The sequence below is a fragment of the Thauera sp. GDN1 genome, from assembly GCF_029223545.1.
GTDB lineage: Bacteria > Pseudomonadota > Gammaproteobacteria > Burkholderiales > Rhodocyclaceae > Thauera.
In genome coordinates, this window is record NZ_CP097870.1 from 802,156 (window position 1) to 823,348 (window position 21,193).

At 70.7% G+C, this 21,193-nt stretch carries 15 protein-coding genes and 1 riboswitch; of the genes, 10 read left to right on the forward strand and 5 right to left on the reverse strand.

What is annotated here, in order from left to right:
- Window positions 1-13: 13 nt before the first annotated feature.
- The gene (locus CKCBHOJB_RS03615) at window positions 14-1,762 is read right to left on the reverse strand and encodes a glutamine--tRNA ligase/YqeY domain fusion protein (protein WP_281050672.1); all 1,749 of its coding nucleotides are present in this window, start codon (window positions 1,760-1,762) and stop codon (window positions 14-16) included.
- A 200-nt stretch (window positions 1,763-1,962) separates the two neighbouring features.
- On the opposite strand from CKCBHOJB_RS03615, the gene crcB reads away from it, so the two are divergent.
- Together crcB and CKCBHOJB_RS03625 are read left to right on the forward strand one after the other, a co-directional pair.
- Window positions 1,963-2,346, forward strand: coding sequence for a fluoride efflux transporter CrcB (gene crcB, locus CKCBHOJB_RS03620; protein ID WP_281050673.1), 384 nt, complete (start codon window positions 1,963-1,965; stop codon window positions 2,344-2,346).
- Between the two features lie 117 nt (window positions 2,347-2,463).
- Window positions 2,464-3,129 (forward strand): OmpA family protein, encoded by a 666-nt coding sequence (locus CKCBHOJB_RS03625; protein ID WP_281050674.1) that lies wholly within the window; start codon window positions 2,464-2,466, stop codon window positions 3,127-3,129.
- A 58-nt stretch (window positions 3,130-3,187) separates the two neighbouring features.
- On the opposite strand, the gene CKCBHOJB_RS03630 is transcribed toward CKCBHOJB_RS03625, so the two are convergent.
- The 4 genes from CKCBHOJB_RS03630 to thiD all read right to left on the reverse strand — a co-directional run bounded on the left by CKCBHOJB_RS03630 (window position 3,188) and on the right by thiD (window position 10,808).
- On the reverse strand, window positions 3,188-6,496 hold the full coding sequence (locus CKCBHOJB_RS03630; RefSeq protein WP_281050675.1) for a DEAD/DEAH box helicase: 3,309 nt from the start codon (window positions 6,494-6,496) through the stop codon (window positions 3,188-3,190).
- Between the two features lie 160 nt (window positions 6,497-6,656).
- Entirely contained in the window at window positions 6,657-7,757 is a 1,101-nt protein-coding gene (locus tag CKCBHOJB_RS03635) for an NAD(P)-dependent alcohol dehydrogenase (RefSeq protein ID WP_281050676.1), read from the reverse strand.
- 155 nt (window positions 7,758-7,912) lie between these two features.
- Complete coding sequence (gene thiC, locus CKCBHOJB_RS03640) at window positions 7,913-9,832, reverse strand: phosphomethylpyrimidine synthase ThiC (RefSeq protein WP_281050677.1); 1,920 nt, start codon at window positions 9,830-9,832, stop codon at window positions 7,913-7,915.
- A 79-nt stretch (window positions 9,833-9,911) separates the two neighbouring features.
- Window positions 9,912-10,808, reverse strand: a complete 897-nt coding sequence (thiD, locus tag CKCBHOJB_RS03645; protein WP_281050678.1) for a bifunctional hydroxymethylpyrimidine kinase/phosphomethylpyrimidine kinase — start codon at window positions 10,806-10,808, stop codon at window positions 9,912-9,914.
- Window positions 10,802-10,897: riboswitch (TPP riboswitch) on the reverse strand. (Overlaps the previous gene by 7 nt.)
- Window positions 10,898-11,179: 282 nt before the next feature.
- On the opposite strand from thiD, the gene CKCBHOJB_RS03650 reads away from it, so the two are divergent.
- The 8 genes from CKCBHOJB_RS03650 (at window position 11,180) to CKCBHOJB_RS03685 (ending at window position 21,175) form a co-directional block, all read left to right on the forward strand.
- On the forward strand, window positions 11,180-12,286 hold the full coding sequence (locus CKCBHOJB_RS03650) for an efflux RND transporter periplasmic adaptor subunit (RefSeq protein WP_281050679.1): 1,107 nt from the start codon (window positions 11,180-11,182) through the stop codon (window positions 12,284-12,286).
- Window positions 12,283-15,462: an efflux RND transporter permease subunit gene (locus tag CKCBHOJB_RS03655; protein WP_281050680.1), complete on the forward strand. Its 3,180-nt coding sequence runs from the start codon at window positions 12,283-12,285 to the stop codon at window positions 15,460-15,462. The genes CKCBHOJB_RS03650 and CKCBHOJB_RS03655 overlap by 4 nt, the downstream gene beginning before the upstream one ends.
- Before the next feature lie 121 nt (window positions 15,463-15,583).
- Window positions 15,584-16,300, forward strand: coding sequence for a DUF3348 family protein (locus tag CKCBHOJB_RS03660; RefSeq protein WP_281050681.1), 717 nt, complete (start codon window positions 15,584-15,586; stop codon window positions 16,298-16,300).
- Window positions 16,297-18,603 (forward strand): DUF802 domain-containing protein, encoded by a 2,307-nt coding sequence (locus CKCBHOJB_RS03665; RefSeq protein WP_281050682.1) that lies wholly within the window; start codon window positions 16,297-16,299, stop codon window positions 18,601-18,603. The genes CKCBHOJB_RS03660 and CKCBHOJB_RS03665 overlap by 4 nt, the downstream gene beginning before the upstream one ends.
- A 2-nt stretch (window positions 18,604-18,605) precedes the next feature.
- Window positions 18,606-19,268: an OmpA family protein gene (locus CKCBHOJB_RS03670; RefSeq protein ID WP_281050683.1), complete on the forward strand. Its 663-nt coding sequence runs from the start codon at window positions 18,606-18,608 to the stop codon at window positions 19,266-19,268.
- On the forward strand, window positions 19,265-20,002 hold the full coding sequence (locus CKCBHOJB_RS03675) for a DUF2894 domain-containing protein (protein ID WP_281050684.1): 738 nt from the start codon (window positions 19,265-19,267) through the stop codon (window positions 20,000-20,002). Before CKCBHOJB_RS03670 ends, CKCBHOJB_RS03675 begins: the two co-directional genes overlap by 4 nt.
- 187 nt (window positions 20,003-20,189) lie before the next feature.
- Window positions 20,190-20,843 (forward strand): protein-L-isoaspartate O-methyltransferase, encoded by a 654-nt coding sequence (locus tag CKCBHOJB_RS03680; RefSeq protein ID WP_281050685.1) that lies wholly within the window; start codon window positions 20,190-20,192, stop codon window positions 20,841-20,843.
- 8 nt (window positions 20,844-20,851) lie between these two features.
- The gene (locus CKCBHOJB_RS03685; RefSeq protein WP_281050686.1) at window positions 20,852-21,175 is read left to right on the forward strand and encodes a rhodanese-like domain-containing protein; all 324 of its coding nucleotides are present in this window, start codon (window positions 20,852-20,854) and stop codon (window positions 21,173-21,175) included.
- Window positions 21,176-21,193 lie beyond the last annotated feature (18 nt).

The window sequence follows — 21,193 nt, forward strand, 5'->3', positions numbered from 1 at the left end:
CGCACCCGCCCGATCACTTCCCGCCCTTGGCCCACGAATCCTTCAGCGTGACCGTGCGGTTGAACACCGGCGCGCCGGGCCGCGAGTCGACGCGGTCGGCGACGAAGTAGCCGTGGCGCTCGAACTGGAAGCGGTCCTCCGCCCGGGCGTCCTTCAGGGCCGGCTCCAGGTAGGCGGTGATGGTGCGCTTGCTGTCCGGGTTGATGTCGTCGAGGAAATCGCGCTCGGCGTCCGGCGCGTCGCCCTCGCGGCGCTGGCCGGGGTGGGGGTGGGCGAACAGGCGGTCGTAGATGCGCACCTCGGCCTCGTAGCCGTGCGCCACCGACACCCAGTGCAGGTTGCCCTTGACCTTGTAGTTGTCGGCGCCGGGGGTGCCGGACTTGGAGTCGGGCATGTACTCGGCGAGCACCGCGGTGATGTTGCCGTCGGCGTCCTTCTCGCAGCCGGTGCACTTGACCACGAAGCCGTAGCGCAGGCGCACCATGTTGCCCGGATACAAGCGGTGGAAGCCCTTGACCGGCTCCTCCATGAAGTCCTCGCGCTCGATCCACAGTTCGCGCGAGAACGGCATGTCGCGCTTGCCGAGCTCGGGCTTGAGCGGATGGTTGGGCGCCTGGCACAGCTCGGAGGCGCCCTCGGCGTAGTTGGTGATGACCAGCTTCAGCGGATCGAGCACCGCCACGCGGCGCTCGGCGGCCTCGTTGAGGTCGTCGCGCATGCACTCTTCCAGCACGCTCATGTCGATCCACGAGTCGGCCTTGGACACGCCGATGCGCTCGGCGAAGCGGCGGAAGCCAGCGGCGGTGAAGCCGCGGCGGCGGGCGCCGACCAGCGTGGGCAGGCGCGGGTCGTCCCAGCCGTCGACTTGACCTTCGTTGACGAGCTGGATCAGCTTGCGCTTGGAGAGCACGACGTAGGTCAGGTTGAGGCGCGCGAACTCGATCTGCTGCGGCAGCGGGCGCGGGAACTGCCCCTCGGTGGCGAGCGCGTCGAGCAGCCAGTCGTAGAACGGGCGCTGGTCCTCGAACTCGAGCGTGCACACCGAATGGGTGATGTTCTCGATCGCGTCCTCGATCGGGTGGGCGAAGGTGTACATCGGGTAGATGCACCACGCGTCGCCCGTGCGATGGTGGGTGGCGTGGCGGATGCGGTAGATCGCCGGGTCGCGCAGGTTGATGTTGGGGCTCGCCATGTCGATCTTGGCGCGCAGGATGTGCGTGCCCTCGGCGAACTCGCCGGCACGCATGCGGGCGAAGAGTTCGAGGTTCTCCGCGACGCTGCGCTCGCGCCAGGGGCTGTTCTTGCCCGGCTCGGTCAGCGTGCCGCGGTTGGCGCGCATTTCCTCGGCCGACTGCGAGTCGACATAGGCCTTGCCGGCCTTGATCAGGCTCACCGCGCAGTCGTGCATGCGGTCGAAGTAGTCCGAGGCGAAGTACAGGTGCTCGCCCCACTCGAAGCCGAGCCACTTCACCGCCTCGAGGATGGCGTCGACGTATTCCTGCTCTTCCTTCTCCGGGTTGGTGTCGTCGAAGCGCATGTGGCAGACGCCGCCGTAGGATTCGGCCAGGCCGAAGTTCAGGCAGATCGACTTGGCGTGGCCGTAGTGCAGGTAGCCGTTGGGCTCGGGCGGGAAGCGCGTCTCGACGCGGCCGCCCCATTTCGCCGTGCGGATGTCCTCGTCGATGATGTTGCGGATGAAGTTGGAGGCGAGGGGGGTTCCAGCGGCGGGGGCTTCGGCGGCAGAGGTCTTTTCGGGTTTCATCGGGAATGCGGAATCGGAATGAGCGGCCGACTGGCCGGTGAGCGGTAACCCGGAATTGTAGCCGATCGGCCGCGCAGGGCTCGGATGCCGGGGTGGGGGTGGGTAGAATCGAGGCTGTCCGACGTTCCTCGGGGCCGGAAACCGGCTGCAGGGCGCGCACGACGAACCACAAGCACCCTCGCCACCAAGGAGCACGATCGATGAATCTCGCCGCATTCGCAGCCGTGGGCGTGGGCGCGGCCTGCGGCGCCTGGCTGCGCTGGGGGCTGGGCATCTGGCTCAACCCGGTGTTCGCGCTCGTGCCGCTCGGCACGCTGGTCGCGAACCTGCTCGGCGGGCTGCTGATGGGGGTGGCGCTGGCGGCGATCCAGGCCTGGCCGACGCTGCAGCCGGCGATGAAGCTGCTGCTCACCACCGGCCTGCTCGGTGGGCTGACCACCTTCTCGACCTTCTCGGCCGAGGCCTTCCACCTCCTGCAGCGCGGCGCGGTCGGCTGGCTGGGCGCGCACGTCCTGCTGCATGTCGCGGGTTCGCTGTTCATGACCTGGGCCGGATTCGCCCTGTTCAACGCCCTGCGCAGCTGAGCTGCCCGGGCCCGCGCCCGGGCGCCGTTGTCATGTTCTGTTGCACTCGGATGGGCTAGAGTGACGGTGCAACGCGGCCATAATCCTTGAACCCGCAGCTCAATGGAGGCAAACAACATGAAAAAGATCATCATCACCCTGTCCGCAGTTTCCCTCGCCATGGGCGGCCTGTCCGGCTGCGCCAACATGACCGAAACCCAGCGCGACACCGGCATGGGGGCAGGTATCGGAGCGATTGCCGGCGGCCTGATCGGCGCGGCAACGGCCGGCGGCAACAAGGGCAAGAGTGCCGCCACCGGCGCTGCCGTGGGCGCTGCGCTCGGCGCCGCGGGTGGTTACCTGTGGTCGCAGAACATGCAGAAGCAGAAGGCCGAGATGGAGCAGGCCACCGCCGGTACCGGCATCGGCGTCAGCCAGACCGCCGACAACCAGCTCAAGGTCGACATCCCGTCCGACATCTCCTTCGATGTGGGTCGCTACGACATCAAGCCGAACATGCGCCCGGTGCTCGACCGCCTGGCCACCACGCTGAACCAGCACCCGGTGACCACCGTGACCATCATCGGCCATACCGACAGCACCGGCTCAGACGCGGTGAACGACCCCCTGTCGATCAATCGTGCGGCCGCCACCCGCGACTATCTGGTGATGCGTGGCGTGTCCGCCCAGCGCATTGCGATCGACGGTCGCGGCTCGCGCCAGCCGATCGCCGACAACTCGACCGCGTCCGGTCGCGCCATGAACCGTCGCGTCGAGATCTTCGTCGCCGAAGCGGCACGATAAGTCCTCGGCACACACATCGAAGCCCGGCCAGGCTCAGCCCGGCCGGGCTTCGTCGCGTTCACCGCCCGGGAGCCGGCAGCGGCGCCAGCAGCGCCGCGATGTCGGCCTCGCCGAACTTGGCAAGCGCGTCGGCGTCCTCGGACAGCACGCTCTCGGCGAGCGCCGCCTTCTTCTCCTGCAGGGCGAGGATCTTCTCCTCGATGCTTCCCGCGCACACCAGCTTGAACACGAACACCGGCTTGTCCTGGCCGATGCGGTGGGCGCGGTCGGTGGCCTGGTTCTCGGCCGCGGGGTTCCACCACGGGTCGTAGTGGATCACGGTGTCGGCGGCGGTCAGGTTGAGGCCCACGCCGCCGGCCTTCAGGCTGATCAGGAACACCGGCACGCGCCCCTTCTGGAAGTCTTCCACCGGGATGCGGCGGTCGCGGGTGTCGCCGGTCAGCGCCACCCAGCCGATCTTGGCCTTGTCCAGCTCGGTCGCGATCAGGCCGAGCATGGTGGTGAACTGCGAGAACACCAGGATGCGCCGGCCCTCGTCGATCAGCTCCGGCAGCATGTCCATCAGCAGGTCGAGCTTGGCGCGCTCCTTGACGCGCGCGGCCGCCGGCGACTTGAGCAGGCGCGGGTCGCAGCACACCTGGCGCAGCTTGAGCAGCGCATCCAGGATCACGATCTGGCTGCGCGCGAAGCCCTTGCCGGCGATCTCGGCGCGCACCTTCTCGTCCATCGCCGCGCGCACCGTCTCGTAGAGGTCGCGCTGGCCGCCCTCGAGGCCGACGCTGCGCACGATGATGGTCTTGGGCGGCAGCTCGGTGGCGACGTCCTCCTTGCGGCGGCGCAGGATGAAGGGGCGCAGGCGGGCGGCGAGCAGGTCGCGGCGCACCGTGTCGCCATGCCTTTCGATCGGCGTGCGCCAGGTCTGGGTGAAGTGCTTGTGCGTGCCGAGGAAACCCGGCAGCAGGAAGTCGAACTGCGCCCACAGCTCGCCGAGGTGGTTCTCCAGCGGCGTACCGGTGAGGCCCAGGCGGTGGCGGGCCTTGAGCTGGCGGATCACCTGCGCGCCCTTGCTTGCGGCGTTCTTGACCGTCTGCGCCTCGTCCAGGATCAGCAGGCTCCACTCGCGCGCCTGCAGTTGCTCAGCGTCGCGCCACAGCAGCGGGTAGGTGGTGAGCGCGATATCGATCTTCTCGCCCCCGGCGTCGCCTGCGTGCAGCTCGTCGAAGCGGGCGTGGCGGTCGGAGCCGTGCAGGTTCAGCACCTTCAGGTCGGGCGCGAACCGCTCGGCCTCGGCCTGCCAGTTGAACACCAGCGAGGTGGGCAGGATCACCAGCGCGGGCTGGTCGAGCCGGCCGGCCTGCTTCTCGGCGAGCAGGTGGGCCAGCGTCTGCGCGGTCTTGCCCAGGCCCATGTCGTCGGCGAGGATGCCGGCGAGGTCGTGGCGCACCAGATGCTGCAGCCAGGCCAGGCCTTCGAGCTGGTAGGGGCGCAGTTCGGCGCGGAAGCCGGGCGGCGTGGCGACCGCCTCGATGCCTTCCGCATTGCGCAGGCGGGCGGCGATCTCGGCGACGCGCTCGACGCCGCGGCCGGGCAGGTCGAGATCGGCCAGGCGGGTGGCGTCGAGCCTCGACAGCCGCCAGTCGTGGTCGGGGCGGTCGAACAGGTCCACGAGCGCGCGCACCAGGGGTTTGATGCGCGCCGCGCCGATGCGCAGGCGGCCGAGGGTCTCGTCCTCCAGGATCACCGCCTCGTTGTCGGCGATGTCGTCGAGCCGGCCGGAGAGCCAGCGCGGATCGTGCGCGAACAGGCCGGCCAGCAGCGGGGCCAGCGGCAAGGCCCTGCCGTCGACCTCGATGCCGGGCGACAGGCCCAGCCAGCCGTCCTCGTGCTCGTCGATGTCGAGCATCAGGTGGTCGATGTCGATCGCGTGGTGGCGGAAATCGGCGGGAAACTCCACCACCCAGTCCTCCGCACGCAGCGCCGGCAGGGTGTCGGCCATGAAGGCGGGCCAGGCTGCCTCGCTCGCCAATCCCATGGCGCCCTGGGGCAGGGGGCCAAAGGCGGTCTGCACCGCCCCCGGCGGCACGCGACCGAAGCCGGCGGCGGCCAGGCGCTGCGCGGCGGCACGTTCGGCAGCCTCGTCGCGGCCGACCCGGGCGCTGCGGCCGTCGGGTAGCGGATGGAACAGACGCCCGTCCTCGGCATCCACGGTGACCGGGCCGTAGCGGAAGGCGAGCACGGCGAAGTCGAATTCGTAGGTGCCGTAGGCGGCGTAGCCGCGAAAACGCGCCTGATGGACCGGCCGGGTATCCAGGCGCAGCACCGGTACCGGCGAGCCGCCGATCTCCACCGGCGGCTCGCCGCGCTGGGTGGGCTGCGGCAAGGCAGGGGCGACCTCGGCCAGGGTTTCGGAGACCAGTTCGGATTCGGCCTGGGTCAGCGGCGGCAGCCACAGCAGGCGCTGCACCAGTTCTGCGGGGACTTCGAGCGTGATCGGGCCGGCCTCGGCGCGTGCGCTGTCCACGTACCAGGGGGGCAGCAGGGGCAGGATGCGCTCGGCGGGGGGCTCGAGCTTCAGCACCGGTGCGCGCAGGCCGTCGGCGGTCAGCGTCCAGTCGGGGGCGCCCGGACGCGGGTTGCCCGCGTGCAGCGGCGGGCCGGCGAGGTCGTCGACATGCAGCCGCTCGCTGGCGAGCAGTGCGTTCATCAGTTCGACGCTGTTCTTGCCGTCCAGCGGCAGGGGCGCATCGGCGATGGCCCGGCCGCGCGGACGATGGGCCCACAGCAGGCGCAGGATGTCGAGGTCGGTTTCGTCGACGAAGGCGGGGGGTACCTGCAGCGCACGCTCGATGTTGCTCCAGCGTTCCTTCTGGCGGACCTCGCCCTGCTGGTCGAGCCGCACCTTGTAGCAGGCGACATGGTAGTCGCCGCCGTAGGCATCGGCCTCGATCACGTAGCGCAGGGCGTGGACATTCGTGCTGGTCCTGCGCTTCGGGCCGCCCTCCGCGGACAGCGCGCTGACGGTGTCGCGGAACCCCGCGACCCAGGCCAGCACCTGCTCGCGCGGGCGATCCGGGCGCAGGCGGCGCTGCAGCCACGACAGCATCATCGCCGCGACATGCTTGCAGTCGTAGCCCATCGGGCAGGTGCAGGTGTTGACCAGGGCCGCTCGCCCGCCCTTCTCGATCACCTCGGCAGAGACGTCGTACGGCGTTCTCTGCCGTCCCTTGACCAGCGCGGACACCGCACCGCCATCGCTCGACAGCGCACTCACCCGGCTCAGATAGCCCAGCCCCTTGGCCACGGTCTCCATGCCGAGCTGGGCGATCAGGTCATCCTGGGTGAAGCGGTCGAGCGGGGTCATGGGCATTGGCAGGCCATCGCAGCGCGGACGGCCGGGAAGCGAAACCCAGTAGTGTAGACGCTGTACGGCCGGCTTCGCGACAGGATCGGCGTCGAAGGGCGCCGCACACAAAAAAGGGCGCCCGTGAAGGCGCCCTCTTCGTGCAGGCGGGTGCTCGCCGGCCCGCTCAGTTCGGCTTGATCGCCACCTTCAGCACGCCGTCGCGCTGGTTGGCGAACAGCTCGTAGGCGGCGACGATGTCGTCGAGCTTGTAGGTGTGGGTCACCAGCACGCCCAGGTCGACGCGGTTGGACGCGACCACGTTCATCAGCCGGCGCATGCGTTCCTTGCCGCCGGGGCACAGCGCGGTGTTGATGCGGTGGTCGCCGAGGCCGGCGGCGAAGGCCGACAGCGGGATCGTCAGGTCGCTCGAATACACCCCGAGGCTGGACAGCGTGCCGCCGGGCTTGAGCACGCGCAGCGCCTGTTCGAAGGTGGCCTGGGTGCCCAGGGCCTCGATCGCGGAGTCGGCGCCGCGCCCGCCGGTGAGCTTCATGACCTCGCTCACCACGTCGCAGTTGCGGAAGTTCAGCGTCACGTCGGCGCCCATCACCTTCGAGATGCCGAGGCGGTGGTCGTTGCCGTCGACCGCGATCACCATGGTCGCGCCCATCAGCCGCGCGCCGGCGGTGGCGCACAGGCCGATCGGCCCCTGGGCGAACACCACCACCGTGTCGCCGAGCCTGATGTTGGCGTTCTCGGCGCCCTTGAAGCCGGTGGACATGATGTCCGGGCACATCAGCACCTGCTCGTCGGTGAGGCCGTCGGGAATCGGCGCGAGGTTGGCTTGCGCGTCGGGCACCAGCACGTATTCGGCCTGGGTGCCGTCGATCAGGTTGCCGAAGCGCCAGCCGGCGGTGGCCTTGTAGCCGTGGCCGCCGCACTGTCCGGACGGGATCAGGTAGCTGCCGTCCTGCGAGGCGGCGCCGTCCTGCGCGGCATAGGAGTTGAAGTTGGGGCAGATCGCGCCGGCGACGACGCGCTGACCTTCGCGGTAGCCCTGCACCGCGCTGCCGAGCTTCTCGATCACGCCGACCGGCTCGTGGCCGATGGTGAGGCCCGGCACGACCGGGTATTCGCCCTTCAGGATGTGGACGTCGGTGCCGCAGATCGTGGTCGTGGTGATGCGGATCAGGGCGTCGTTGGGGCCGACTTGGGGAATCGGCTTGTCGACCAGTTCGATACGGCCGGGGGCGACGAAGACGGTCGCTTTCATCATGGCGGTCATGAGGCATCTCCTGGTAGGGAAGGGTGGATTCGCGCGATCGGGCGCGAACGACCAGGGACACTATGGACCACCATGACGATGGCGGACTTGATCTGGGTCGAACCTCGAGCACGGGAGGGACCGTGCGCCGGGCACGGACCCTCCCGCAGCGCGGGTCAGACGTTGCGATAGACCTCGGCCCCGCTCTTCACGAACTCGATCGACTTCACCTCCATGCCCTTCTCGAGCGCGGCCTGCTCGTCGATGCCCTGCTGCGCGGCGAAGTCGCGCACGTCCTGGGTGATCTTCATCGAGCAGAAGTGCGGGCCGCACATCGAGCAGAAGTGCGCCACCTTGGCCGAGTCCTTGGGCAGGGTCTCGTCGTGGAATTCCTTCGCCTTGTCCGGGTCGAGGCCGAGGTTGAACTGGTCTTCCCAGCGGAACTCGAAGCGCGCCTTGGAGAGCGCGTTGTCGCGGATCTGCGCGCCCGGGTGGCCCTTGGCCAGATCGGCGGCGTGCGCGGCGAGCTTGTAGGTGATGATGCCTTCCTTGACGTCCTGCTTGTTGGGCAGGCCCAGGTGCTCCTTGGGCGTCACGTAGCACAGCATCGCGGTGCCGTACCAGCCGATGGTGGCCGCGCCGATGCCGCTGGTGATGTGGTCGTAGCCCGGGGCGATGTCGGTGGTGAGCGGCCCCAGGGTGTAGAAGGGCGCCTCCTTGCACCACTCGAGCTGCAGGTCCATGTTCTCCTTGATCAGGTGCAGCGGCACGTGGCCGGGGCCCTCGATCATGACCTGCACGTCGTGGCGCCAGGCGATGTCGGTGAGCTCGCCCAGGATCTTGAGTTCGCCCAGCTGCGCCTCGTCGTTGGCGTCGTAGATCGAGCCCGGGCGCAGGCCGTCGCCCAGGCTGAAGGCCACGTCGTAGGCCTTCATGATCTCGCAGATGTCCTCGAAGTGGGTGTAGAGGAAGCTCTCCTTGTGATGCGCCAGGCACCACTTGGCCATGATCGAGCCGCCGCGCGAGACGATGCCGGTCATGCGGTTGGCGGTCAGCGGCACGTAGCGCAGCAGCACGCCGGCGTGGATGGTGAAGTAGTCCACGCCCTGCTCGGCCTGCTCGATCAGGGTGTCGCGGAAGATTTCCCAGGTCAGGTCCTCGGCACGGCCGTTGACCTTCTCCAGGGCCTGGTAGATCGGCACCGTGCCGATCGGCACCGGCGAGTTGCGGATGATCCACTCGCGGGTCTCGTGGATGTTCTTGCCGGTGGAGAGATCCATCACCGTGTCGCCGCCCCAGCGGATCGACCAGGTCATCTTGTCGACTTCCTCGGCGATGCTGGAGGTGACCGCCGAGTTGCCGATGTTGGCGTTGATCTTGGTGAGGAAGTTGCGGCCGATGATCATCGGCTCGGACTCGGGGTGGTTGATGTTGTTGGGGATGATGGCGCGCCCGCGGGCGACCTCGTCGCGCACGAACTCGGGGGTGATCGTCGCCGGCAGGCTGGCGCCGAAGTTCTGCCCCGGATGCTGGCGCAGCATCATGTCGGCCATCTTCTGGCCCTTGAGGCCCCCGCTGGCGCGCAGCGAGGCGATGTACTGCTCGCGGTTGAGGTTCTCGCGGATGGCGATGTATTCCATCTCGGGGGTGATGATGCCGCGCCGGGCGTAGTGCATCTGGGTCACGTTCATGCCCGGCTTGGCGCGGCGCGGGGCGCGGTGCAGGCCGGGGAAGCGCAGCTCGTCCAGGGTCTTGTCGGCGGTGCGCTGGCGGCCGAATTCGGAGGACAGCCCGGGCAGCACCTCGGTGTCGCCGCGCTCCTCGATCCAGCGCTGGCGCAGCGCGGGCAGGCCCGAGCGGATGTCGATCTTCGCCGCCGGGTCGGTGTAGGGGCCGGAACAGTCGTAGACGAAGATCGGCGGGTTCTTCTCGGCGCCGAAGGAGGCCGGGGTGTCGCTTTGCGTGATCTCGCGCATCGGCACGCGCAGGTCGGGGCGTGAGCCCTCGACGTAGATCTTGCGCGAGTTGGGCAGCGGGGCGATCGCGGCCTCGTCGACGTGCGCCTCGGCGGCGATGAATTTCTCGTTGGCGTTCATGGGCTGTGTCTCCTGGGGATCGATGTGTTTATGCGTGAGCAGGTGGGGCCGCCGCGCATGGGCGGCGGGCGGTGGAAAGTCAGGACGAGGCCTGCGGGCGACGCCACAGGGCGTGGAAGTGATGGACCGGGCCGTGGCCGCTGCCGACCGCGAGCTCGCCGGCGTGGGCGATCGCGCCGAGCAGCCACTGGCGGGCGTGGCGCACCGCGGTCTCGACCGGGCGGAACTGGCCTGCGGCCTGCGGCAGCAACGCGGCGATCGCCGAACTCAGCGTGCAGCCGGTGCCGTGGGTGTTCTTGGTGTCGATGCGCGGCGCTGGCAGCTCGACCATGCGGTCGCCGTCGAACAGCAGGTCGACCAGCTCGTTGCCGGGGAGGTGGCCGCCCTTGAGCAGCACCCAGCGCTCGGAGGACAAGGGCAGCAGCTCGCGCAGGCGCTCGGCGGCGCGGTACATCTCCTTGACCGTCTCCGGCGCGCGCTGCTCGAGCAGCACGCCGGCCTCGGGCAGGTTGGGGGTGATCAGGAAGGCCTGCGGGAACAGCGCCTCGCGCATCATCGAGATCGCGCTCTTCGCCAGCAGGCTGTCGCCGCTCTTGGCGACCATCACCGGGTCGAGCACCACGTTCACCGCCTGCCAGTGCGCCAGGCGCTCGGCCACGGTGGCGGTGACCTCGGCGCTGCCGAGCATGCCGATCTTGGTCGCGTGCAGCTGCACGTCGGCGTACAGGGTGTCGATCTGCAGGCGCAGGAAGTCGGTGGGCGGCACATGCACGCCGGTGACCGCCTGCGTGTTCTGCGCGGTCAGCGCGGCGACCACGCCGCAGCCGTAGGCGCCGAGCGCGGAGAAGGCCTTGAGGTCGGCGAACACGCCGGCACCGCCCGACGGGTCGATGCCTGCGATCGAGACCACGTTGGGGATGCGGGAAGAAGCGGACGCGCTGCCGGTGGCGGCAGCGGATGGTGCGGAATGGCTCATGAAGTACGTTTCCCTACGCCGGTGCGAGCCGGATCAGGTTCCAAGGGTGTTTCTCAGCCCGTGCGCGGCGGGCACCCCCAACGAGAGTCGGGACGATACTGGATGCCCTCCGGCGTGGCAAGACGCCCGGGATCCAACAGCCGCCCGGGGGCCGCAGGTGGCGCGGCGCTCGGGCGGCTCCGCTTTCCCGCCGCCCGAAGCGGAGGACGGTCCGCGCGCGGGCGCTCCCGCGCCGTTTCCGTCCGCGTTCGCCCCGGTCCGGGCCCTTCGGTGACCGTGGTCACGGAGCCGAGGCGCTACACTTGGGCCCTCGTTTCGCGACACCAGACCCTGGCCCGAACCGGCGCGTCCGCGCCCTGCAGAGAATCCCGATGCGCATCCGTACCGTCCTGATCGCGCTGGCTGGCGCCAGCCTGCTCGCATCCTGTTCGCCGCCCCCGTCGGGGGCCGCGCCGCCGCGCGCGGTGCTGGTGCGGACCGTCGACGGGGCGGCGGCGCCGCCGGCGGTGCAGCTGTACTCGGGCGAGGTGCGTGCGCGCATCGAGACCGACCTCGGCTTCCGGGTCGGCGGCAAGCTGGTCGAGCGCAGGGTCGATGTCGGCACCGAGGTCGCCGCGGGCGCGCTGCTGGCGCTGCTCGACCCCGCCGATGCGCACCTGGCCGCCAGCGCGGCGCAGGCGGCGCTGACCGCCGCCGAGGCCGACCTGGCGCTGGCGCGCACGGAACACGCCCGCGCGCAGGAGCTGGCCGCGCGCCAGTTCGTGTCGTCCTCGGTGCTCGACGCCCGCCGCACCGCGCTGCAGGCCGCCGAGGCGCGCTTGCGCCAGGCGCGCGCGCAGGCCGACGCCGCGGCCAACCAGACCGGCTACACGCGGCTGGAAGCACCGGCCGCCGGCGTCGTCACCGCGGTGTTCGCCGAGCCGGGGCAGGTGGTGGGCGCCGGGCAGCCGGTGTTCCGCCTCGCCCGTCCCGACGAGCGCGAGGTCCTGATCCACGTTCCCGAGGGCCGCGCGGCGGCGCTGCGTCCCGGCACGCCGGCGCGGGTGCGGACCTGGGCGGCGCCGGACCGCGAGTACGCCGCCAGCGTGCGCGAGGTGGCGCCGGCCGCCGATCCGGCCACCCGCACCTACGCGCTGCGGGTGGCGGTGGCGCAGGCCGACGCCGGTCTGGCGCTGGGGGCCACCGCGAGCGTGGCCTTCGCCGCCTCCGCCGACGGCGGCGTGCTGCTGCCGCTGGCCGCGGTCACGCGCGCGCCGGGCAGGCCCGATGGCGGCACGGTGTGGGTGGTCGGCGACGACGACACGGTCCGCCCGCTCGCGGTCGAGGTGCTCGCCTGGCGCGAGGACGGCGCCCTGCTGCGAGCCGAGCTGCCGGCCCGGACACGGCTGGTGGTGGCGGGCGTGCAGACCCTGGTCGAGGGCGAGACGGTGCGCGCGGTCGAGGAAGGCGCGCCGGTGCGGCTGGATGTCGCGCGATGAAGCACCCCGACGAGAACCCGATCGGCCGCGGCCCCTTCAACCTGTCGGAGTGGGGGCTGACCCACCGCTCGCTGGTGCTGTACTTCCTGATCGTCAGCACCCTGATCGGCATCTTCTCCTACACCCGCCTCGGCCAGTCCGAGGATCCGCCCTTCACCTTCAAGGTCATGGTGGTGCGCGCCGAATGGCCGGGAGCGAGCGCGCGCGAGATGGAGCAGCAGGTCACCGACAAGATCGAGAGGAAGCTGCAGGAGATCGCCCAGGCCGACGTGATCCGCAGCTACTCCAAGCCGGGCGAGACCATGGTGTTCTTCCTGGTCAAGGACAGCACCCGCTCGCGCGACATCCCCGAGATCTGGTACCAGGTGCGCAAGAAGATCGGCGACATCGCCCACACCTTCCCGACCGGGGTGCGCGGGCCGTACTTCAACGACGAGTTCGGCGACACCTACGGCAACCTGTTCGCGCTGGTGGGCGAGGGCGTCGGCCACGCCGAGCTCAAGCGCCACGCCGAGGCGATCCGCAGCGAGCTGCTGCGGGTGAAGGACGTGGCCAAGGTCAGCTTCTTCGCCGAGCAGCCGCAGCGCGTGTTCATCGAACTCTCCAATACCAAGCTCGCCACCTTCGGCCTGCGCCTGGACGACATCGTCGGTGCGCTGGCGAAGCAGAACGCCGAGACCGGCGCCGGCTTCTTCGAGACCGCGGAGGATCGCATCTGGCTGCGTCCGAGCGGCCAGTTCGAGGACCTCGACGCCATCCGCGCTACCGTGATCCGTGCCGGCGGACGCAGCTTCCGCCTGGGCGACGTGGCCGAGGTGCGCCGCGGCTACGCCGATCCGCCCGCCGAGCGCCTGCGCTACATGGGGCAGGAGGCGCTCGGCATCGGTGTGTCGATGCGCGCCGGCGGCGACATCGTCGCCCTCGGCCGCCAGCTGGATCAGGCGGTGGACAAGATCGTGTCCCAGCTGCCGGCCGGCATCCGGCTGGAGCGCGTGGCCGACCAGCCGCGCGCGGTCACGCGGGCGGTCGACGAGTTCGTCAAGGTGCTGGCCGAGGCGGTGATCATCGTGATGGCGGTGAGCCTGCTGTCGCTGGGCCTGCGCACCGGCATCGTGGTGCTGGTGATCATCCCGGTGGTGCTGGCGATCACCTTCATGTTCATGCACCTGCTCGACATCGGCCTGCACAAGATCTCGCTGGGTGCGCTGATCATCGCCCTCGGCCTGCTGGTGGACGACGCGATCATCGCGGTCGAGATGATGGCGAGCAAGATGGAGCAGGGCTGGGGCCGGGTGCGCGCCGCCAGCTACGCGTGGACCTCGACCGCGATGCCGATGCTGTCCGGCACCCTGGTGACCGCGGCGGGCTTCCTGCCGGTGGCGCTGGCGGCGTCCTCGGTGGGCGAATTCACGCGCTCGATCTTCCAGGTCACGGTGACCGCGCTGCTGGTGTCGTGGATCGCGGCGGTGCTGTTCGTGCCCTACCTCGGTTACCACCTGCTGCCCGACTTCAGCAAGCGCGCGGGCCAGCCCTCGGCGCTGGCACGCCTGGTCGGGCGGGTGTGGCCGGCGCTCGGGCGGCGGCTGGCGGAACGCGACATCCACGCCAATGAGCAGCACGACGAGTTCGCGATCTACCACACGCCCTTCTACAGGCGCCTGCGCGCGCTGGTGAATGCCTGCGTCGAGTTCCGGTGGACGGTGATCGTGCTCACGGTGGCGATCTTCGCCGCCTCGCTGTTCGTGTTCGCGCGCTTCGTCCCGCAGCAGTTCTTCCCCGATTCGACGCGGCCCGAGCTGCTGGTCGACCTGCGCCTGGCCGAAGGCGTCTCGCACCAGGCCACCGAGGTCGCGGTGAAGCGGCTGGAGGCCTTCCTCGACGATCAGGACGGCATCGACAATTTCGTGGCCTGGGTCGGCAGCGGCAGCCCGCGCTTCTACCTGCCGCTCGACCAGCAACTGCCGCAGACCAATTTCGCCCAGTTCGTGATCCTGACCAACGGCCTGGCCGAGCGCGAGGCCTTGCGCGCGAAGCTGATCCGGCTGTTCGAGGACGAGGCCTGGCCCTTGCGCGGCATCGTCGTGCGGCTCGAGAACGGCCCGCCGGTGGGCTTCCCGGTGCAATACCGGGTGAGCGGGCCGGACTTCGACGCGCTGCGCCGCCAGGCGCACGCGGTGGCCGCGGCGATGCGCGGCAATGCGCACCTGTCCAACGTGCATCTGGACTGGGAGGAGCCGTCCAAGGTGGTGCGCCTGGCCATCGACCAGGACAAGGCGCGCCTGCTCGGCGTGTCCACCCAGGACATCTCCAGCCTGCTCGCGACCTCGCTGCAGGGCATGACGGTGACCCAGTTCCGCGAGGGCACCGAGACCATCGCCGTGGTGCTGCGCGGCGCGGAATCCGAGCGCACCCACCTGTCCCTGCTCGCCGACCTCGCCCTGCCGGTGGCGGGCGGGCGCAGCGTGCCGCTGGCGCAGGTGGTGCGCGTCGAGCACGATTTCGAGACGGGCGTGATCTGGCGGCGCAACCGCATCCCCACCGTGACCGTGCGCGCCTCGCTGTACGACGGCACCCAGCCCGCGGTGGTGGTCGGCCAGCTCGCCGCCGAGATGGCGCGCATCCGCGCCGACCTGCCGCTCGGTTACCGGCTCGAGGTCGGCGGTGCGGTGGAGGAGAGCGCCAAGGGCAGCGGCTCGGTGGGCGCGGGGATGCCGGTCTTCATCCTCACCGTGCTGACCGTGCTGATGCTGCAGCTCAAGAGCTTCTCGCGCACGATCATGGTGGTGCTGACCGCGCCGCTGGGCATGATCGGGGTGACCGCCTTCCTGCTCGCCTTCGGCAAGCCCTTCGGCTTCGTCGCCCTGCTCGGCACGATCGCGCTGTCGGGCATGATCATGCGCAACTCGGTAATCCTGGTGGATCAGATCCGCCAGGACGTCGAGGCCGGGCGCACGCAGTGGGAGGCGATCGTCGAGTCCGCGGTGCGCCGCTTCCGCCCGATCATGCTCACCGCCGCGGCGGCCATCCTCGCCATGGTGCCGCTGTCGCGCAGCACCTTCTTCGGGCCGATGGCGGTGGCGATCATGGGTGGGCTGACGGTGGCGACCGTGCTCACCATCCTGTTCCTGCCCGCGCTGTACGCCGCGTGGTATCGGGTGAAGCCGGGCGCGGCCTGAGCCGGATCGGGCGCGCGGTGCCGGGCGGGCCGACGCGAGCCCCCGCTTTGGTGTAGCCTTCGCCCTTTTTCGCCCCGTCCGCGCCGACGGTCGGGGCCGGGTTGCGAGGATGACGCAGGGCTTGCCGCGAACGCGTTTCAACAGTGCCGGGCTGGTGAGGCTGCTCGCCGAACTCGCGGTGGCCGAGGTCGCGGACACGAAGCAGGATTTCGCCGCGCGCCTGAGCGAGTGGCTGGACCTGAAGGACGCCCTGGCCCTGTACTCGGCGCTGAACTCGGCCGCAGCGCGACCGGCTGCGCGCGCCATGCCGGCGGCGTTGCTGCGCGCGGAGCTGGCACGGGTGCGCGCGACGCTCGGCGCAGCCGTCACCGCCGGCGCGGACCTGCCGACGCCGCTGGCGAACGCCACGCCCGCGGAGGCGGCCGATTTCGCGCCCTTCCATCGCCACTACCTCGCACATCAGCGCGCGATGGCAGCGGGCATCGCGCCGCTGCGGGCCGCGGTCCGCACCGCGCTGGGGCGGCATTCGGCTGCGCTCGGGCAGCTCGCCGCGCTCGACGCGGTGATGGAGCAGGCGCTGGCGGCGCGCGAGGCGAATCTGCTGGCCACGGTGCCGGTGCTGCTCGGCAAGCGCTTCGCGCAGCTTCTCGAAGCGCATCGACAGGCACGCGAGGCCGCGCAGCCCGACGACCCCGCGCAATGGATGCAGGCGGGTGGCTGGCTCGCGCGCTTCTGCGCCGACATGCAGCGTGTGCTGCTCGCCGAGCTGGAGCTGCGCCTGCTGCCGGTCGCGGGGCTGCTCGCGGCACTGGACAAGGAATCGACGGAACTCCAATGAACAGAAGCTTGAGCGTGGCCGCCTTCCTGGTGGGGGCGGCCGTGGTGGGGTGGGTGGGAGCCGGCTACGTCGGACTCGGTCCGCTGGCCCTGGGCATGACGGCGCTGATCGGTGTCGTGTATCTGAGCGGCGCGCTGGAACTGCTGCGTTTCGATCGCGAGACCGCGGCGCTGCAGCGCGCGCTGGACACGATCCCGGCAGAACTCACGGATGCCGCCGCGTGGGTGCGCGCGCTGCCGCCCTCGCTGCAGAACGCGGTGCGCCTGCGCCTGGAGGGCGAGCGCGTCGGCCTGCCCGGTCCGGCGCTGACGCCCTACCTGGTCGGCCTGCTGGTGCTGCTGGGCATGCTCGGCACCTTCCTCGGCATGGTGATGACGCTGAACGGCGCGGTGATCGCGCTCGAGACCACCACCGACCTGCACACCATCCGCTCCTCGCTGGCGGCGCCGGTCAAGGGCCTGGGCGTGGCCTTCGGGACCTCGGTCGCCGGCGTGGCGGCGTCGGCCATGCTGGGGCTGATCTCCGCGCTGTGCCGCCGCGCCCGGCTGCAGGCTTCGCAGGTGCTGGACGGCCGCATCGCGCGCGAGCTGCGCGGCTTCTCGCTCGCGCAGCAGCGCCAGGAGGCCTTCCAGGCGGTGCAGGAGCAGGCGCGCACGCTGCCGGTGCTGATCGAGACCCTGCAGGCGATGATGGCGCAAAGCGAGCGCCAGAGCCGCGAACTGCACGAGCGCATGGCGAGCGAGCAGCAGCGCTTCTACGCGGATGCGCGCGGCAGCTACGCGGAACTCGCCGCGTCGGTCGATGCGTCCCTGAAGGCGAGCCTGACCGAGAGCGCGCGCCTGGCCGGGCAGACGATCCAGCCCCTGGTGGCGGACACCATGGCCGGCATCGCCCGCGAGACGACGGCGCTGCAGCAGCGCGTGGCCGATGGCGTGCAGGCCCAGCTCGATGGCGTGTCGCAGCGCCTGGATGCGGCGGTGACGACCGTGGCCGAGACCTGGACGACGGCGCTCGCCCGCCAGGAACGCAGCAGCACGGTGCTCGGCGACAAGCTCGACGCCTCCTTCGCCGCCTGGAACAGCGGTTTCGAGCAGCGCGCCACGGCCCTGCTGGCCTCGGTCGGCGAGGCGCATGGCGAACTGCGGGCCGAGCTGGCCGCCACCGCCGCCGCGCTCGCCGAACAGACCGCCGCGCTGCACGGCCGCGTCGCCGGGTCGGTGCAGGCCCAGCTCGACGGCCTGATCGCCCGCTTCGGCGGCGCCGCCGACGGCGTGACCGAGACCTGGACGCAGGCGCTGGCCAGCCACGAACGCAGCAACCAGGCGGTCGCGGCCGAGTTGCAGCGTGCGCTGCAGTCCTTCGCCGAAACCTTCGCCCAGCGCTCGGCCGCCCTCGTCGACCAGGTCGGCGCCTCGCTCACCGCGCTGCAGGCCGAACTGGCCACGCGCGAGGCCGCCCGCCAGCGTGCGCAGACCGAGGCGCTGCAGGCGATGGCCGCGTCGCTGCATGGCGAGTGGCAGCAGATGAGCGAGCAGGCCGGCAGTCGTCAGCAGCGGGTCGTCGATGCGCTGGAACGGACCGCGCAGCGCCTCGCCGCCACCACCGAGGCGCACGCCAGCCGCACGATCGAGCACATCGCCGGCCGCCAGCAGGCGATCGTCGACCGCCTCGACGAAACCGCGCGCACGCTCGCTGCCAGCACGCAGGAGCAGGCCAACCGCAGCATCGAGCAGGTCACTGCGCTGATGCAGACCGCCGCCGAGGCCCCGCGCGCCGCGGCCGAGGTGATCGGCCAGCTGCGCCAGGAGCTGTCGGCCAGCATCGCTCGCGACAACGCCGCGCTCGACGAGCGCAACCGCATCATGGAAACCCTGCGCGAGCTGCTGGACGCGATCAACCACGCCTCCGGCGAACAGCGCCAGGCCATCGACGCCCTGGTGGCGTCCTCGGCCGCAGCGCTGGAGCGCGCCAGCGCGGGTTTCGTCGCGCGCATCGAATCCGAGTCCGGCCGCCTGGCCGACACCGCCGGCGAGGTCGCCGGCGGCGCGGTCGAGGTCGCCAGCCTGGCCGAGGGCTTCGGGCTGGCGGTGCAGCTGTTCAGCGACTCGAACGACAAGCTCATGGCCGGCCTGCAGCGCATCGAAGGCGCGCTGGAGAAGGCGATGACGCGCAGCGACGAGCAGCTCGCCTATTACGTCGCCCAGGCGCGCGAGCTGATCGACCTCAGCCTGATGTCGCAGAAGCGGATCGTCGACGACCTGCAGCAGCTGCCCGGCCGTTCCGCCGCGGCGGGTGAGGCGTGAGCATGGACGACGTGCACGGCGGCGACGGCGCCATCGAGCAGTCCGCACCGGCCTGGGGCGTGTTCGGTGACCTGATGTCGGGCCTGCTGGGTGCCTTCGTGCTGATCCTGGTCGGCGTGCTCGGCGTGCAGCTCGAACTGGCGACCACGCTCGAGGCCGAGGTGCAGAAACGCCGCGTCGAGGAGCAGCGCCGCGAGGCGCTGGAGAAGGCGCTCGCGGTGCCGCTGGCGAGCGGACGGGTGACCCTGAACGACGGCCGCATCGGCATCAGCGGCAGCGTGCTGTTCGCGCTCAACTCGGCCGAGCTGCAGCCCGAGGGGCGCCAGGTGCTGCAGAGCCTGGCGCCGCCGCTGGCCGCCTACCTCGCCACTCGCGAGGAGCTGCTGATGGTGAGCGGCTTCACCGACGACCGTCCGGTGCTCGACAGCAACCGCCGCTTCACCGACAACTGGGACCTGTCCGCGCAGCGCGCGCTGACCGTGACCCGGGCGCTGATCGAGGAGGGCGTGCCCTCGTCGGCGGTGTTCGCCGCCGCCTTCGGTTCGGAGCAGCCTGTGGCGTCGAATCTCGATGAGGAAGGCCGCGCGCGCAACCGTCGGGTGGAGATGGCGCCGGTGCCGCGGAGCGCGCAGCAGGCGGCGGCCATGGACGCGACCGGCGGATGAGCGCGACGCAGGGGCACGATCGGCCGGTGGCCGGCGTGGAGCCGGGTGGCGAGCTGGCGGCCCGGCTCGAGGCCCTGCACACCTGCGGTGCAGCGCGCTTCGATGCGGTCGGCGTGCGCGTCATCGAGGCCATGCTGCGCCGGCTCGACGCCTTCGACGGCGCCGCGCGCACGGCCCTGGTGCGCAAGATCGAGCGCCGCCTGGCCGCCGTGCGCGACCGCTTCGAACGCGCCGGCGGCGAGGCGGTGTTCGCGGCCGGGCGTGGACGGGAGCGGGGAGGACCGGCGCAGCGCGAGGGCACAGGCGGACCACTGGCCGAGCTGCTCGCCCATGTGGCGCGGCAGGCGGGCACGCCGCTTGCGCCCGAGCTGGCGGGTGGCGGCGCTCCGGCGCCGCTCGCCGAGCTGAAGGTGCTGCGCCATTTCCGCGGTAGCTGGTCGCGGCTCAGCCTGGAGCAGCAGCTGGCGCGCGCCCTGGCCCAGGCCCCGGACAACGCCGGGCCGCTCAATTCGCATTACCTGGCGCTGCAGGCGCTGATACGCATGCGCGAGCTCGCGCCGCAGTATCTGGAGGCCTTCGTGACCCATGTCGACGCCTTGCTGTGGCTGGAGCGGGCCGACCCCGGACGCGGCACGGCGCAACGCGGGGCGGGACAGAAGGGGGCCGCGCGCAAGGCCGACGCCCGGAGCCCGCGGGGGCGGACACGGAAGGCGGACAGCGGCAAGGCCGGCTGAGGCCGCGGCGACGCTCCTTGCGACGTGCGCGCCCCGACCGCAAGGTCCGCGGATGGGGCCTCACCGGCCCTGCTATTGTCTTGCGGCTGCGGATCGCGGCGCAGCATCTGCGCTAGAATGACGCGGTTTTGCCTCTATGGACAACGCTATCAATTAGCGTGTGCTAATATTTCGCCGGGAGTCCCTGATGAACTTCGAGAAAGCGCGCTTCAACATGGTCGAGCAGCAGATCCGCCCCTGGGAGGTGCTGGATCAGGACGTGCTCGACCTCCTGATGACGGTCAAGCGCGAGGAATTCGTTCCCGCCGCGTATCGCGAGCTGGCCTTCACCGAGGTGGAGATCCCGATCGGCTGCGGTCAGGTCATGCTGAAGCCGGTGATCGAGGGCAAGGTGCTGCAGGCGCTGCGCCTGGCGAAATCGGACTCGGTGCTCGAGGTCGGCACCGGTTCGGGCTACTTCGCCGCGCTGCTGGCGGCGCGTACCGAGTGGGTGCGCACGATCGAGATCGAGCCCGAGCTGGTGAAGCTGGCAGGCACCAACCTGGCGCGCAACGGGGTGGAGAACGTCGTCGTGGTGCAGGGTGACGGCATCGGCGGCTGGGCCGAGCGCGCGCCCTACGACGTCATCGTCGTTTCCGGCGGCCTGCCCTTCGTGCCGCAGGCGCTGCTCGAGCAGCTCAAGGTCGGCGGTCGCCTGTTCGCCTTCGTCGGCGAGGCGCCGGTCATGAAGGCGCGCCTGGTCACCTGCGAGGGCGAAGGCCGCTTCCGCACCGAAGACATCTTCGAGACCGTGGTGCCGATGCTGAAGAACGCACCGCAGCGCGACGGTTTCAGCTTCTGAGTCCGCCCATGCGCCAGATCAGTCCCGCCCAGCTCGCCCAGCGCCTCGACGACCCGCAGCAGCCGGCACCCTTGCTGCTCGACGTGCGCGAACCCTGGGAGCTCGAGATCTGCCGGATCGAGGGCTCCGTGGCGATGCCCATGGGCAGCGTGCCGGCGCGTTTTCCCGAGCTCGATCGCGAGCGCGAGACGGTGGTGATCTGCCACCACGGCGGGCGCAGCGCGCAGGTGTGCATGTTCCTCGAGCGCCAGGGCTTCGCCAATGTCATCAACCTGGCGGGAGGCGTGGCCGGCTGGGCGGCGCAGGTCGACCCGAGGATGGCGCAGTACTGAGTGCGGCGCACCTCAATA